This window comes from Gynuella sunshinyii YC6258 (assembly GCF_000940805.1).
GTDB lineage: Bacteria > Pseudomonadota > Gammaproteobacteria > Pseudomonadales > Natronospirillaceae > Gynuella > Gynuella sunshinyii.
This window is the reverse complement of the sequence record NZ_CP007142.1, coordinates 4,198,646-4,212,507: the sequence shown is the minus strand read 5'-3', so window position 1 is coordinate 4,212,507 and position 13,862 is coordinate 4,198,646. Positions and strand designations below refer to the sequence as shown.

General features: G+C 47.7%; 15 protein-coding genes and 1 tRNA gene. 6 read left to right on the top strand and 10 right to left on the bottom strand.

Annotated features, from left to right (window positions below; all coding sequences use genetic code 11):
• Positions 1-4 precede the first annotated feature (4 nt).
• The 3 genes from YC6258_RS17510 to YC6258_RS17500 all read right to left on the bottom strand — a co-directional run bounded on the left by YC6258_RS17510 (position 5) and on the right by YC6258_RS17500 (position 3,187).
• A complete protein-coding gene (locus tag YC6258_RS17510) occupies positions 5-1,369 on the bottom strand; it encodes a phosphohexomutase domain-containing protein (protein WP_044618080.1) in 1,365 nt (454 codons plus the stop codon).
• 163 nt (positions 1,370-1,532) lie between these two features.
• A complete protein-coding gene (gene phnP / locus YC6258_RS17505; RefSeq protein ID WP_044618079.1) occupies positions 1,533-2,327 on the bottom strand; it encodes a phosphonate metabolism protein PhnP in 795 nt (264 codons plus the stop codon).
• A gap of 269 nt (positions 2,328-2,596) precedes the next feature.
• Complete coding sequence (locus YC6258_RS17500) at positions 2,597-3,187, bottom strand: hypothetical protein (RefSeq protein WP_044618078.1); 591 nt, start codon at positions 3,185-3,187, stop codon at positions 2,597-2,599.
• Between the two features lie 210 nt (positions 3,188-3,397).
• Here YC6258_RS17500 and YC6258_RS31400 point away from each other — a divergent pair, with 210 nt between their 5' ends.
• The gene (locus YC6258_RS31400) at positions 3,398-3,646 is read left to right on the top strand and encodes a FeoA family protein (RefSeq protein ID WP_044618077.1); all 249 of its coding nucleotides are present in this window, start codon (positions 3,398-3,400) and stop codon (positions 3,644-3,646) included.
• Complete coding sequence (feoB, locus tag YC6258_RS17490) at positions 3,643-5,682, top strand: ferrous iron transport protein B (protein ID WP_044618076.1); 2,040 nt, start codon at positions 3,643-3,645, stop codon at positions 5,680-5,682. Before YC6258_RS31400 ends, feoB begins: the two co-directional genes overlap by 4 nt.
• 25 nt (positions 5,683-5,707) lie before the next feature.
• Here feoB and hisI read toward each other — a convergent pair whose 3' ends face one another.
• Positions 5,708-6,115, bottom strand: coding sequence for a phosphoribosyl-AMP cyclohydrolase (gene hisI, locus YC6258_RS17485; protein WP_044618075.1), 408 nt, complete (start codon positions 6,113-6,115; stop codon positions 5,708-5,710).
• Positions 6,116-6,166: 51 nt separating this feature from the next.
• On the opposite strand from hisI, the gene YC6258_RS17480 reads away from it, so the two are divergent.
• Positions 6,167-6,619: a transcriptional repressor gene (locus YC6258_RS17480; protein ID WP_044620157.1), complete on the top strand. Its 453-nt coding sequence runs from the start codon at positions 6,167-6,169 to the stop codon at positions 6,617-6,619.
• A 38-nt stretch (positions 6,620-6,657) separates the two neighbouring features.
• On the opposite strand, the gene YC6258_RS17475 is transcribed toward YC6258_RS17480, so the two are convergent.
• On the bottom strand, positions 6,658-7,440 hold the full coding sequence (locus YC6258_RS17475) for a metal ABC transporter permease (protein WP_044618074.1): 783 nt from the start codon (positions 7,438-7,440) through the stop codon (positions 6,658-6,660).
• A 5-nt stretch (positions 7,441-7,445) separates the two neighbouring features.
• Positions 7,446-8,168 carry a zinc ABC transporter ATP-binding protein ZnuC gene (gene znuC / locus YC6258_RS17470; RefSeq protein ID WP_044618073.1) on the bottom strand — a complete coding sequence of 241 codons (723 nt, stop codon included), beginning with the start codon at positions 8,166-8,168 and terminating at the stop codon, positions 7,446-7,448.
• Between the two features lie 125 nt (positions 8,169-8,293).
• On the opposite strand from znuC, the gene YC6258_RS17465 reads away from it, so the two are divergent.
• Positions 8,294-9,151: a zinc ABC transporter substrate-binding protein gene (locus tag YC6258_RS17465; RefSeq protein ID WP_044618072.1), complete on the top strand. Its 858-nt coding sequence runs from the start codon at positions 8,294-8,296 to the stop codon at positions 9,149-9,151.
• Here the strand turns inward: YC6258_RS17465 and YC6258_RS17460 are convergent.
• On the bottom strand, positions 9,141-9,863 hold the full coding sequence (locus YC6258_RS17460) for a sulfite exporter TauE/SafE family protein (protein WP_044618071.1): 723 nt from the start codon (positions 9,861-9,863) through the stop codon (positions 9,141-9,143). The two genes, YC6258_RS17465 and YC6258_RS17460, sit on opposite strands and share 11 nt — an antisense overlap.
• A gap of 485 nt (positions 9,864-10,348) precedes the next feature.
• Between YC6258_RS17460 and YC6258_RS17455 the strand changes: the two genes are divergently transcribed.
• Positions 10,349-10,786 carry a tellurite resistance TerB family protein gene (locus tag YC6258_RS17455; RefSeq protein ID WP_044618070.1) on the top strand — a complete coding sequence of 146 codons (438 nt, stop codon included), beginning with the start codon at positions 10,349-10,351 and terminating at the stop codon, positions 10,784-10,786.
• A gap of 72 nt (positions 10,787-10,858) precedes the next feature.
• Here YC6258_RS17455 and YC6258_RS27490 read toward each other — a convergent pair whose 3' ends face one another.
• Together YC6258_RS27490 and YC6258_RS17445 are read right to left on the bottom strand one after the other, a co-directional pair.
• Positions 10,859-12,253: a sensor histidine kinase gene (locus YC6258_RS27490; protein WP_052830380.1), complete on the bottom strand. Its 1,395-nt coding sequence runs from the start codon at positions 12,251-12,253 to the stop codon at positions 10,859-10,861.
• Positions 12,231-12,911 (bottom strand): response regulator transcription factor, encoded by a 681-nt coding sequence (locus tag YC6258_RS17445; RefSeq protein WP_044618069.1) that lies wholly within the window; start codon positions 12,909-12,911, stop codon positions 12,231-12,233. Before YC6258_RS17445 ends, YC6258_RS27490 begins: the two co-directional genes overlap by 23 nt.
• A 143-nt stretch (positions 12,912-13,054) precedes the next feature.
• Between YC6258_RS17445 and YC6258_RS17440 the strand changes: the two genes are divergently transcribed.
• Complete coding sequence (locus tag YC6258_RS17440; protein WP_044618068.1) at positions 13,055-13,570, top strand: hypothetical protein; 516 nt, start codon at positions 13,055-13,057, stop codon at positions 13,568-13,570.
• A gap of 140 nt (positions 13,571-13,710) precedes the next feature.
• Here the strand turns inward: YC6258_RS17440 and YC6258_RS17435 are convergent.
• A tRNA-Ser gene (locus YC6258_RS17435) sits at positions 13,711-13,798 on the bottom strand.
• Between the last annotated feature and the right edge of the window lie 64 nt (positions 13,799-13,862).

Sequence of the window (13,862 nt, the reverse complement as noted above, 5' to 3'; positions counted from 1 at the left end):
GGAATCAGGCCCGGACCAGAGCCAGCAGTTCGTCAGTCTTTTCCTGCATCAATTGCTTGTTGCCACGGGTTTCGACATTGAGTCTGACAACTGGTTCGGTATTGGACTTACGCAGGTTGAAGCGCCAGTCCTTGAATTCCAGTGAGATGCCATCGGTTCGGTCTTCTACAATCGCGTCTGCTTTAAACGCGTTATAGACTCTTTCAATTGAGGCGTCTGCATCCTTCACTTTGCTGTTGATTTCGCCTGGAGACGGGTATGTGGACAGCCGTTGTTGGGTCAGCGACGTCAGGCTGACTTGCTTGCGTGACAACAGATCGATGACCAGCAACCATGGGATCATGCCGGAATCGCAATAGGAGAAGTCTCTGAAGTAATGGTGGGCACTCATTTCACCGCCATAGATGGCATCCTCAGCACGCATTTTTTCTTTAATGAAAGAATGGCCTGACTTGGACATAACAGGTTCACCGCCGTTGGCTTTGACGATATCGACAGTATTCCAGGTCAGTCTTGGATCATAAACGATTTTGCTGCCGGGATTGGTTTGCAGAAATGCTTCAGCCAGCAGGCCCACAATGTAATAACCTTCTATAAACGTACCTTCGGAATCCCACATGAAGCAGCGGTCATAGTCGCCATCCCAGGCGATTCCCAGATCGGCATGATTTTCAATAACGGCGTTCCCGGTAACCGGTTGTTGTTCATGTAACAGGGGGTTTGGAATACCGTTGGGAAAGGTGCCATCAGGTTCGTTGAAGATCTTAATGAACTCAACAGGTGCACCAGCTGCTTTGAAAGCTGCCTCCAATCGGTCGATCGTTGGTCCGGCAACACCGTTGCCAGCGTTTACCACGATCTTCATCGGTTGTAGCTGTTTAAGGTCAACATAACCCAGCAGATGTTCAATATAAGCGGCGCTATTATCGAGTTTGGTCAGAGTTCCCCGACTACCGGTATCACTGAACTGGTTTTTTTCTGCCAGAGTTTTGATTTGTTTGAGGCCAGTGTCTTCTGAAATGGGGCGGGCACCCTCCCTGACCATCTTCATGCCGTTATAGTTAATGGGATTATGACTGGCCGTGACCATGCAACCACCATCAACCTTCAAATGAGAAGTGGCAAAATAGATTTCTTCGGTACCACACAGGCCGATATCTATAACATCTGCACCAAAATCGCGTATGCCGTTTGCGAATGCCAGTTTCAGTTCCTCGGACGTGGCACGAACATCTCCGCCGACCACGATTGTTTTAGGTTTGAAGAATTCTGCGTATGCGCGGCCGATACGATAGGCAATATCGGCATTTAGTTCTTTTCCGAGTTCACCACGGATGTCGTAGGCTTTGAAGCAGGTTAACTCAGCCATAGATTGCTCCCTATTGATTGGTAATGGGTCCTGGCCTGAACCGAGGATAGCGGCTCAGTCTCCGGGTTTGGGTATAGTATCTGTTGCCAGGGGTGAATTAACAGCTTTTAACAAACAATTAACCCAATAGTTAAGACTGCGTCATATGCGACGGCAAAATCATTCAGGTTCCGAGTTTAGAGCGAAGGTTGCCCGATAGATTTTCAAGGCGAATGGTCAACTGATCCACGGCAACGTGAATATGCATTGGCAGGCGTTTGAAATGTTCGATCAGAAATAAATCCATGGCATGGCTGATATGGGTAAGGTAGGTCGTTTCTGGTTGTATTTTGCGTACGATCTCTATGACTTCGTCAAAATCGTTATGATGCTGATGATTCACCATACCTGGTGGGTGAGTGCAATCGATAACCAGTACTTCCGGTTGCCACTGTTGGAGGAATTTTTGGCTCTGTTCCGGCAGGCCCCTGGTATCTGTCAGATAGGCCATCCGATGAGAGGGTGATTCAACACAGTATCCGTAGGTCGGGCGATTATGCAGCAAGGGGAGCGGCGTAATATTAAAGATACCTGCCTGGAAAACCTTGAAAGCTTCTACCGTGGGTTGAAAGTCCAATATGCCAGGTTCTGAAAATAATGTTTTCGGTGACTGTGGATCAGGAGGGCAATACACCGGGATGACATCATTCATACCGCGCCGAAAGTGAAAGAGACCTTGAATATGATCCATATCAAAATGTGTTAGCAGAATTGCGTTCAGATCTCCCGGATTAAACCGCTGACTTAGGTCGGTGAGCCCTGCATCCAGCAGGATCATATTATTATCATGTTGTATCAGTGCGCAGGCTGGGCGACGAATATAGGAGGAGATTAAACGAGCGCGTTGACAGGCTTTGCACTCGCAGCCGTATACCGGAACCTGTTGTGAGTCACCGGTTCCCAGAAAGGTAAGTTTCATCGGTACGGGTCTCTGTTCGACGTGCAGATAGAATGTAGTCCGGTAGATACCTGCTTACCGTATTTGTGTCAGCATGTGTTTTTTGGGCCTCTGACAGGTTGATATCCTGAGATTCTCTTCGCCGTTGCTGCAGGCGCTGTTGCAGCATGAAGTGCCGGTTTCTGGCGCAAATGGACATTGTTTGTTTCCATGGTGTCAATTATTTCCGGTTATCATGGCCCTGAAATATGACATTCATATGAAAGGAAGTAGTCAGCTGTTTTGAGCATTTAGAGGGTGCTTTCATAACTGTTATTGTCGAGACCATCATAACGGCGTTCAGGACTCGTGCCGTCTTTTTCAAGTGAGCTGCTGGCTGCGGCTGATCCAAGTCGCAGAGACTGAAAGCCATTATCCAACTGAAAAATGGAGTATTCAGTGTTCTCTTCGGATCCAATATTTAGCTCAACCGCAGACTCTGAGCTGTTGGTCAGTGATACGCTGCCGATTTCATAGCAGAAATAATAAGATTGTTTGGCGGAAATTGTATTGCTGTTGCAATCTGTCGTGGAGTAAGTGATATAGGTTTCCTGAAGTGTGCCATCTTCAGAGAAGTTCAGTTCGGTCTTATAGGCTTTGCCATCCGTTGAGCCTGGATTTCCAGTACTGCCGGAGGCCCGGGTTACAGCGTGTAATGTTGTTGCGTCAGCCAGTTTGCCATTGGAGACAATTGTGCAGCTTTGTCGCCAGTTGCCGATCAATTCCCGTGCTTGAGTGTTGGATGTCGGGCAGCGGTAGTCTTCATTATTTTCGGTGTTACAGCCCGCTTGCAATAATGATGCTGCTGCCAGGGATAATCCTGCGGTAAATCTGGTTGCCATGCTGATAATCTTGCTTGGAGTTGAGTATTGTCATCTTTTACAAGGTTGCAGATCCAGGCAAAACAAATTTGCCGGTATTTTGATGCATGTCTCAGTAATTTTGGTCTTGTCGATTGAGTGCTGTCTGGTTTGTCTTTGATTTGTATCATGACATTCTAGTATTTCATCTCTATCATTGAGAATCATTATCAATCTTGTCAGGGGCAGCCTATGGTGTTATCACAGTTACAAAAGGGACATGTCGCGAAAATTCATCGGGTAACCCACCCCCACAGTGAAACCCAAGAGCAGCTGATTAGCCTGGGGTTTGATCCGGGAGAAACTGTGCAGTTAATGATGAAAGCCCCATTTGGGAATCCTATGCAAATTAAAGTGGGATCAACACTTATTGCGATTCATGCCACAGATGCTCAGCACGTACATTTATGCGAGTCGGAATGTAAGGATCATGCAGTATGAGTTTGAGCATTACTCTGGTTGGAAACCCAAATACAGGTAAAACCACTCTGTTCAATAAACTCGCTGGGACCCGGCAAAAAGTGGGAAACTGGGCTGGTGTTACTGTCGAATGTAAAACCGGTTTTTTCAGCACGACTGAACGGCGAGTGGACATGACGGATCTGCCTGGTGTCTACAGTTTAGGGCATCATTCCGGTGGCATGGATGAAGCACTGGCGAGGAAGTTTTTAACTGAAGACAGTTATGATGTTATCGTCAATGTTGTTGACGCCACTAACCTGAAGCGCAATCTGAAGCTGACCTCTGAACTGGTTGGATTGCAGCGACCCATGATTGTCGTTTTGACGATGACCGATCTGGCCGGGAAAATTGGTTCGATGCCGGATGTAGAGCAGCTGTCCACTAACCTGGGTATTCCGGTGATTGATAGCAATCGTTATTCTGCCAGCGAGTTGCAAACCCATCTGTCTGATGTGGCTCTGGAGGTCAAACAGAGTGGCAGAGATGCTGTAAGGCAGTCCGTGTCTCAATGGCTGTCGGGCGTTATAAAAAATACCGCTACGGGACAGAACATCACGGAAAAAGTAGATTCCATCGTGCTGCACCCTTGGCTTGGTATTCCGATATTTTTGTTTGCCATGTACACAATGTTTGCGCTGGCCATTGGTATTGGGTCGTTGTTTATCGATCCTATTGATACGTTGGCCGGGTATTGGTTTGTGGAATTACCCAGTCACTGGCTAATGGTACTTGGTACTCCGGACTGGATGATTACAGTTTTTGCCAAAGGGCTGGGTGGCGGGTTACAGCTGGTTGCAGGTTTTATTCCGGTTATTGGGTTCCTGTACCTCTGTTTGAGCATTTTGGAAGACAGTGGTTACATGGCCAGAGCAGCCTTTATCGTGGACCGCATGATGTCAGCAATTGGGTTACCGGGCCAGGCATTTATTCCACTGTTATTGGGGTTTGGTTGTAATGTCCCCTCGATCATGGCGACCCGAAGCCTGACCAATGTCAGACAGCGCATGTTAACCATGGCGATGGCACCGTTTATGTCCTGTGGTGCCAGACTGGCTGTTTACGCCATGTTTGTGTCTGTTTTCTTTCGTGATAATGCTGAATTACTGGTGTTTGCTCTTTATCTGTTAGGTATTCTGGTGGCGGTGGGAACGGCGTGGATATTCAGAAAACAGTTGTTTAAGGATGTGCGTGCCAGTTCTTTTATGGAAATGCCGCATTATCACCGTCCACGCTGGAGTAATGTAGGTATTTCCAGCTGGCATAAAATTCGTGGTTTTGTCATGCGTGCTGGTAAAACTATTGTGCTGGTTTCGGCTGTATTGACAGTTCTTAACTCGGTACCATCATGGCGCTCAGAACAACAGGGAGGACGACCTTCTGCACTGGCGGAAGTTGGCCAGGTGATTGCGCCAGCCTTTACACCCATTGGTATGGGAGAGGATAACTGGCCGGCTGCTGTGGGAATTTTTACCGGTATTCTGGCGAAGGAGGCTGTTGTTGGCACCATGGAGGCTTTGTACTCGGGTGAAACCGAAGATACTGGTGAGTTTGTTTCACCGCTGACCAACTTGACGAAAGCTGCAACATTGTTGGGTTCAAACCTGCTGGGCATCGTTACAGCGGTGACCGATCCGTTGGGCTTCACCAACGTGACTCAGGCAGAGGCCGGAGCGGCTGATACTCCGAGCCATTCCAAAATGGTTAAGTTGTTTGCCGGCTGGCAGGGGGCGCTGGCTTATCTGGTGTTCATTCTCCTGTATACCCCGTGTGCGGCTGCCATGGGCGCGCTGGTCAAAGAGGGAGGTAAACTCTGGACGCTGGTGGTGGCTGGCTGGACTACATCGGTGGCATACACTGCAGCAGTCTATTGTTTTCAGTTACTGACATTTGCCCGGCATCCACTGCAATCCTTAACAGCACTTGTTCTTGTCACCATCTGGATGGCTGCTTTTGTTCTGCTGTTGAAAATGTGGGTGAGGCCGAGAATCAACCGCCAGCTGATTGCGGTTGGTTGAAGCAATGGATGCGCATCATTCCGGCTCAGGCCGGATTGGTGAGGATCACTACCTGATCATCGCAGACCTCAAGATAAAAACAGTTGCGACGATTGGTGTGGCAGGCGGGGCCGGTCTGATCCACCTGTAGCAAAATAGCATCGCCGTCACAGTCGAATCGCATACTGACCAGTTTTTGTACATGCCCGGAACTTTCGCCCTTGCGCCAGTAGCTCTGGCGCGAACGCGACCAGTAGCAAATCTGTCCGGTTTCGAGGGTTTCCCGGATGGACGCCATGTTCATCCAGGCCAGCATTAATACTTCTCCAGTATCATGCTGCTGGGCAATGGCAGGGATCAGTTCTTGTTCATTGAATTTAAGCTGACGCAAAGCATCTTCCAGTCCTATCTGTTGACCCTGGGATAAGGTTTCGTAGTTTTTAAACTGACTCATAACCACTCTTTCAGTATGATTGGGGGCAGCATTATCGATGAAACGGAATATATGGCAAAGGCGATTCTAACGACCGCAGAACAATTATGTCAGCAGCAGGGTGAAAAGCTGACTGAGTTGCGGAAAACCATATTGTTGATTCTGGCAGAACAAGAGACAGCATTAACAGCTTATCAGTTACTGGATTTGTTGCAGCAGGCCCGTCCCAATGCCAAACCGCCTACGGTTTATCGGGGGTTGGAGTTTCTGCAGCAGTTGGGTTTGGTTCACAGGATTGATTCCACCAACAGTTATTTGGTGTGCCATCACAGTGATCATAAACACAGTGCCCAGTTTTTTATTTGTAACCGGTGTGGTCTGGTAGAAGAGTTGAAACTGGATAACCTGACTGAACAACTGGAGCAGGAGGCATTGCAGCGCAGTTTTCAGATCCAGTCCCAGACCATTGAAGTATCCGGCATTTGTGGCAAGTGCCAGCAGGCTGCCGGAAATCTGAAAAAATAGCGATCACTCCATCGCTGGCGGATGCAACGGATAACCGTTCAATTCTGGCGCCGAAACAGGCTGGCCATGAATAGCAGGCAAGCAAATATCACGATTGCCGGTCCGCTGGCCAGATCCCACCAGTAAGACATTAACAATCCTCCGAACACTGACAGGCTTCCCAGCAGGGAGGCAAACAGTGCCATTTGCTCAGGAGAGCGAGCGAGTCGGCGGGCGGTTGCAGCCGGCACAATCAGGAGTGAGGTAATCAGTAAGATCCCCACGGCTTTCATGGCGATGGCAATGGTAAAAGCCAGCAGGAGCAGAAATATCAGCTGTATTCGGGTAATCGCAACGCCCTCGGCTGCAGCCAGTTCCATCGAAACCGTCATCAACAGTAACGATTTCCAGATCACCGTGAGCGTCAGCAATGCAGCGATACCGATAGCGTATATCCAGGCAATATCGTTCCAGTTTAACGTCAGCACGTCTCCAAACAGCAGGCCATTGAGATCAATTCCGGGATTATGAATCAAGCCCAGGGCGACCAGCCCAAGAGAAAGCGAGCCATGGGATAAAATTCCTAACAGGGTGTCTGTTGGCAGCAGCGTCTGGCGATCCAGGATGAATAGCAGAATGGCCACCGTTGTTGTAGTTACCACCAAACCCAGTAATGGCTCTATTGCCATAAGTAGACCCAAAGCGACTCCAAGCAGACCTGAATGAGCCAATGTATCGCCAAAATAGGCCATGCGCCTCCAGACCATAAAACTTCCCAGCGGTCCGGTGATCAGTGCGATTCCCAGACCGCCCAGTAATGCCATGATCAGAAACTGATCCATACAAACTAACCTTGCTCAGATAAATGATGGTGGTGATCGTGATGATGGGTATATACGCCTATGCTGCTGTGATGACCAAACAGCTGCCGGAACTCCGGGTGCTGCGAGACGGTTTCCGGTTCTCCAGAGCAGCACAAATGGTGATTCAGGCACAATACCTGATCGGTTTTTGCCATCACAATATGCAGATCGTGGGAGACCATTAAAATACCACAGCCAAGTTCATCTCGGATCCTTTGGATTAGCTCGTAAAGTGCTACTTCACCGGTAAAATCCACACCTTGCACTGGTTCGTCCAGGACCAACAGGTCAGGTTCATTGATTAATGCTCTGGACAGCAATACCCGTTGCATTTCACCGCCGCTGAGTTTTTGTACGTATTGGTTTGCCAGATGTACGACACCAGTCATATTTAATACTTGTTCTATACGTAGTGCAGGCTGTTTCTGGGGTAGCGACAGAAACCTGGAAACTGTGAGTGGCATCGTATTGTCGATATGTAGTTTCTGCGGCATGTAGCCGATTTTGAGGCCTGAGAGACGTTCAATCTGTCCACAATCCGGTGGCAGAATACCTAGAAGTATTTTTACCAATGTGGATTTTCCGGCTCCATTTGGGCCAATCAATGTTACCAGCGAGCCTTTTTCCAGGGTCACGTGAATATTATCGAGAATTTGTTTCTCTTGTCGGGAAAAGCCAAGTCCGGAAGCCTTGATCAAGGTGGTCATGAATGTAACAACTTATATGATGAAAGGTGATATTCAGGTTGTTATGTTATAACATTTATCACAATGTTCAAAGCCTGGGAGGGTTCTCGTTGTCAGTCCGGTCATTCTGTTTTTGGATTCTTAGCATGATATCTGTTTTTTCGGTAGCCGATACAAATACTGTAGTGGTGACCATTGCGCCCTTGCACTCTATGACGAGTGCCGTATTAAAGGGGAGTCGCTATCACACAGAATTGTTGTTGAACACGGGTGCTTCTCCTCATGATTTTCAGCTGAAACCGTCTCAGAGGCGACAGCTGGAACAGGCCGATCTAATCGTGTGGGCTGGTCCTAACCTGGAAGCCTCGCTGGTCAGAATTATGAATCAGAAGCAGGAAAAGGCGTTTGGTCTGCAGGAGTATGGTCATGCACTGACAATTTTGCCGTTTCGTGTTAACCATGAGTTCGACGCAGATCATGAGCATAGTGGTAGTGACCCTCACTTTTGGTTGTCACCGGAAAACGCGATTGGGTTTGTGAATTCTCTGGCTGATCGTATGACCCGGCTGGATCCGGATGAACACGAGTTGTTTCTCAATAACGCACAGCAATTTGCCACCCGGATGCAGAATAAAGTCGAAGTGTGGACGCACCAGTTAGCGCCGTATCATGAAGTACCCTTTATTGTTCTGCACGATGGTTACCAATATATGGATCACTATTTTGATCTGAAGTTTGTAGCTGCAATATCAGTGAACCCACAGTTGGCACCCGGTTTAAAAACCATTCGTCGTATTGACGACCTGGTTGCCTCGCAGCAGATTCGTTGCGTATTTGCCGAGCCTCAATACAGTCAGGCACCCATACGGCATTTTATTGAACAGCAGCACCTTGGATTTTATACCTTGGATACCATTGGTTATCAGATCGAACCGGGTCCGGAATTAATCTGGCAACTGTTGGAGCAGAATGTCCAGCACTTGACCGCCTGCTTCAGTGGTTGAATGCCAGAGCGCCTATAAACGCGACGGATGCTGATGCGGTGCACAGAATCAGCAGTAGGGGACGAAACCGATTGTCGACCCATTGCCGGGCGAGTTTTCCAGCCAGAAAACCAAAGATGGCCACAGGTAGAAAGGACAGGCTTGCCAGCCACAGGTCTGAATTCAGCAGTCCAATCACCTGATACGAAATCAATGACATTATGCAGCTGAACGTAAAATACGCAGATAAGTTAGCTCGGATAGTGTTTCCGGAGCTGTGTTGCATGATCAAAGCCATTGGCGGTCCGCCAATGGAAGTCGTTGTCCCCATCAGACCAGAAATAAAACCTGCCAGACCCACTCTGGTTGGAGTGGGTTCAAAGGGTTTCCCGTAGGCTGAAATCAATACCGCCAAAAACACCATAGAAGCAACAGTCAGCTGCAAAACGTGAGTGGCAATAATCGTTAGAATCCAGGCGCCCAGAATAGTACCGGGAATTCGGGTGATGATGGCCAGTCCCAGTGAACGCCACTGGACGAAGGTGTGCAGGCTCCAAACATTGATCAGACTGAGTGACAAGGCTGTTACCGTTAAAATGACCGGTACCCATTCGGGCCTTAGTAGCACGATGATAGGGGCTGCCAGAATGGCCATACCAAATCCCATGGCACTTTGTATCAGGCAACCAAAAAACAGCGCGATTGCACACACCCACCAGACTAAATCAAACATGGACTATTCCTTAAGTAGTTTGCCGAAACTTCCGAACTGCGCTTGTAATGTATCATCGGGCATAAATAGTTTGGCAAATAAGAGAGGCATAACGAGTTAAGCTGGGATAGCAGATCGCTTCCGAGCGGCCAAATTGTGGCATTTGAATAACTTCGTAACAACCGCATTATGGTGATGATAGACAGAATAAATGCTCAACTCTGTACAACAGCGCGTGAAGACTTGTTGGTGGCTGACTGTACAGATGGTTTGTTGGTCATACTTTTCAGTAGCTTCTTTATCTTGTTTATACAAAGACTTGATTAAATCAGCTATCACGAGAAATCGATTGGTATATTCTAATTACTAGCAACGAAATGACGGGAAATGGTAGTGCAAGGGGGAATATCCTAGTGTCTGGCAAAATCAGTTATCCTGTACAAAACTTGCCGTAGCGGAGGCAGCGTTGTTTTTAACAAGTTGTAAAAAAGAGACCGGAAACATACATGATAAACAAGATATTAGCGTGGTTTAACGCAGAAGAGGAGAGCGCAGATTCTCTGGACGTAAAATTGGCAGAGGCTGTGCTGTTGGTGGAGGTCATGATGGCGGATAACCGGGTTGATGACCAGGAAATTCAAGGTATACGTGAAGTGCTGGCACAAGAGTTTTCACTTTCTCAGCGAGAGCAGGACGAAGTGATCGAGGCCGCTGAGCAGATGGTACAAGAGTCAAATGATCTTTATCGATTTACTGAATGCTTGAACAGCCATTTTGATGTTGAGCGTAAGTTTCAGTTCATTGTTAAGTTGTGGCGTATCGCTTTTGCCGATGGAGACCTGGATCAGTATGAAGATCATATGATTCGTAAAATCAACGAATTGCTGTATTTGCACCATTCCCATTTCATGCGAGCGAAACACGAGGCGATGGAACAGAGCTGACTGAGAGTCTTTATCTGTTAGCGCATAAAATACAATCATGGGCTCAAGCTCTGGGGTCACAGATCAAACGGATTATAACCGCGGCATGGTTATTTGAACCTGTAATCCGTGGTCATTTGCTAGCTTTATCTGACCTTTGTGGAGTCCGATGATGGCTTTTACCAGGCTCAGGCCCAAGCCGAAACCGCTGCTGCTACGGGCCTCGTCAAGTCGTGCGAAGCGTTCAAAAACACGCTCAAACTGATCTTCCGGGATGCCCGGTCCGGAATCCTGGATGACTAACTGACAGTCATGATCACCGCTGACCGTCGCTCTGACCTCAACAGAACCATTCGTGGGTGTATATTTGCTCGCATTATCGAGAATATTTGCCAGAGCCTGTATGAGTAAATGTTTGTCACCTGTCAGATAGATATCTTCGGAGCTGACTGCAAAAGTAATTTGCTTATCTTCAAATACAGGTTGATACATTTCCTCAAGATCATTCAGTAACATGGGTAGATGAATTTTTTCAAATCCCTGATGAGTGCCGGATTCCAGACGGGCAATGCCAAGCAGGGATTTGATCATCGCCAGCAGGCGATCCACTTCCTGAATGCTTTCATCGACCTCCGGACTAGGGCCTTTCTCGTAAGCCTGTTCAAGCTTTACGCGCAGTCGAGCCAGCGGGGACTTAAGGTCATGGGCAACATTGTCAGACACCTGACGGATTCTGCCCATCAGGTGATTGATTTCATCCAACATGCTGTTGATGTGAAATGCCATTTGATCGTAGTCATCGGCAAAGGGCTTGCGTCCAGCAGGCATTACATTATTTTTATAGCTGATTCGATGGCTAAGATTCCCCTGCATAATGGTTTGACAGTCTTGATTGATCTGATGAATTCGCCCCAGGCTGCGCTGCGTTAGCAAAATACTGCTGATCAGAGCCAAGACCAGAGTCACGGCCAGACCAACCCAGAGAGTCTTCCACAGGCTGCTTTCGAGAGTATGCAGATATTCAACATTTTCTTTAAGGACGACCGTGTCGCCATTAGGAAGTGTAATGGCTCGGCTGACCCTTAGTTTTCCTGACTCCAGTGACACCGATTGATTCTGGTTAAGCAGATATCCAGGGGGGCTGGACAGTCCGAAGGAGCGATGAATATCGCGTCTCTCGCCATTACGACCAGACATCATGCCTCGATGGGAGCCGCCATGCGGGATCGCAATGATGGAATCCGTTTCACCATTGAACTCATTGATCAGGTTTTCAGTGGACTGCTGGGGATCGTTATGTGCGTTTTCCAACAGTTGCCGGGTCCGGTTCTCAAGATTACTTTCGATACCTTGCCAGATGTCACGTTCAAGTTGAAAAAACATCACTACCAATACTGCTACCGTGGAAAACCAGATAACACAGCTGGTTAACAAAGCAAACCGAAAGCTTGAACTGAATAGCAGGTTACGGATGTGCTTCCAGGACATATCCAGCTCCTCTGACAGTTCTGATGCAGCTGACACTACGGTTTTTATCGAGTTTTTGCCGCAGACGACTGATATGAACATCAACAATATTGGTCTGAGGGTCGAAGTGATATTCCCAAACATTTTCCAGCAGCATAGTGCGAGACACCAATTGTCCTTCATGGCGCATGAGATATTCCAAAAGCCGAAATTCGCGTGGTTGCATATTTATCAGCTCATCGCCCAGCCAGACTTTTTGTCGGCTCAGATCCAGTTTGATGTTGGCCACCTGTAAAACCGTGCTGTCAGTGCTGGTCTGATTTTGCCTGCGTAACAGTGCCTGCACACGTGCCAGTAACTCCTTGAACGAAAAAGGCTTGGTCAGGTAGTCATCAGCGCCGGCGGATAAGCCGTCAACTCTCTGATCTACCTCATCAAGAGCGCTGAGAATCAACACCGGAGTCATATTGCCAGATGCCCGAATGGTTCTGATAATTGTCAAACCGTCCACATTCGGGAGCATGCGATCCATAATGATCAGCTCGAAGGATTCAGATGCCAGAATGAAGAGCCCTTCTTTGCCATCGGCACATTGCTCAACCAGAAACCCCGCTTCCCGTAACCCCTTGCCAATAAAGTCTGACAGCGTTTTATCGTCTTCAACCACCAGTATTTTCACGTTATGACTCCGTCAAATGTATGCCTTAAGTATATGGCAACCACTGAATCTCGAAGATTAACAATCGTTAATGTCGCAGTAAAACAGAGGTTAAAGAACCAAGCCTAGAATATGGATATGTTCAATAGAGAAGGGGAAATATCATGAAAACTCGCAACAAAGTGATCGTCGTTTCAGTAATGGCCACTGCATTGGTTGCCTCTTTGGCATATGCCCGTGGTGGCTATGGTAACGAAAATTGGTCAGGAATGGGTGGACAAAGAGCAAATGCTTCAATGATGCACTACGGTGGTCAGGGAGGTCCAATGGCAGGGTTACGGGATATGGATTTCGACAGTTTGGCAACTGCTTTGAGTCTGACTGCTGAACAACAGGTTTTGTTTGATCAGTTCAGATCTTCACATACTGAATTGCAAAATGCCATGAGTGGTTTGAGAGACGAAAATGGTGTCGCAACGGACAGACGCCAAATGTTGCAAGCTATGGCTGACAATTATGATTTGATGGAACTACATCAGCAAAATCGTCAGGCGCTGTTTGACAGTCTGTCAGCTGACCAGCAATTGGCATGGCGAACTACTGTTGGTAAAGGCATGGCGTTAAATTCACAAGGATCTCAAATGGGGCGCGGTATGGGCAGAGGCGGTTGCAGATTCTGAGGTAAACAGAGCTGGTGAAGCGTGTTGTTCGCCAGCTCTATATATGAGTCTGGATAATAATAGATTTATAACTAAAGTCAGGATTTTCTAGGAAAATAAAGGAATTAAAAAGCAGAAGAAATAGATCGCAGTTAGGGAAATGGCGGAGGAGGAGGGATTTGAACCCCCGGAGCCTTTCGACTCAACGGTTTTCAAGACCGCCGCTTTCGGCCACTCAGCCACTCCTCCGGAACGGCCGCCATAATACCTAAGGTATTTCTGCTGTCAATGCTTTCTTGTCTAAATCATTGAA

Excerpts from the sequence above, each read along its gene's own strand:
- phnP (WP_044618079.1), bottom strand. The coding sequence starts at position 2,327 with ATGAAACTTACCTTTCTGGGAACCGGTGACTCACAACAGGTTCCGGTA.
- YC6258_RS17440 (WP_044618068.1), top strand. The coding sequence starts at position 13,055 with ATGAAAACTCGCAACAAAGTGATCGTCGTTTCAGTAATGGCCACTGCA.
- znuC (WP_044618073.1), bottom strand. The coding sequence starts at position 8,168 with ATGACCACCTTGATCAAGGCTTCCGGACTTGGCTTTTCCCGACAAGAG.
- YC6258_RS17465 (WP_044618072.1), top strand. The coding sequence starts at position 8,294 with ATGATATCTGTTTTTTCGGTAGCCGATACAAATACTGTAGTGGTGACC.
- YC6258_RS27490 (WP_052830380.1), bottom strand. The coding sequence starts at position 12,253 with ATGTCCTGGAAGCACATCCGTAACCTGCTATTCAGTTCAAGCTTTCGG.
- YC6258_RS17460 (WP_044618071.1), bottom strand. The coding sequence starts at position 9,863 with ATGTTTGATTTAGTCTGGTGGGTGTGTGCAATCGCGCTGTTTTTTGGT.
- YC6258_RS17455 (WP_044618070.1), top strand. The coding sequence starts at position 10,349 with ATGATAAACAAGATATTAGCGTGGTTTAACGCAGAAGAGGAGAGCGCA.
- YC6258_RS31400 (WP_044618077.1), top strand. The coding sequence starts at position 3,398 with ATGGTGTTATCACAGTTACAAAAGGGACATGTCGCGAAAATTCATCGG.
- YC6258_RS17475 (WP_044618074.1), bottom strand. The coding sequence starts at position 7,440 with ATGGATCAGTTTCTGATCATGGCATTACTGGGCGGTCTGGGAATCGCA.
- YC6258_RS17480 (WP_044620157.1), top strand. The coding sequence starts at position 6,167 with ATGGCAAAGGCGATTCTAACGACCGCAGAACAATTATGTCAGCAGCAG.
- feoB (WP_044618076.1), top strand. The coding sequence starts at position 3,643 with ATGAGTTTGAGCATTACTCTGGTTGGAAACCCAAATACAGGTAAAACC.
- YC6258_RS17500 (WP_044618078.1), bottom strand. The coding sequence starts at position 3,187 with ATGGCAACCAGATTTACCGCAGGATTATCCCTGGCAGCAGCATCATTA.
- hisI (WP_044618075.1), bottom strand. The coding sequence starts at position 6,115 with ATGAGTCAGTTTAAAAACTACGAAACCTTATCCCAGGGTCAACAGATA.
- YC6258_RS17510 (WP_044618080.1), bottom strand. The coding sequence starts at position 1,369 with ATGGCTGAGTTAACCTGCTTCAAAGCCTACGACATCCGTGGTGAACTC.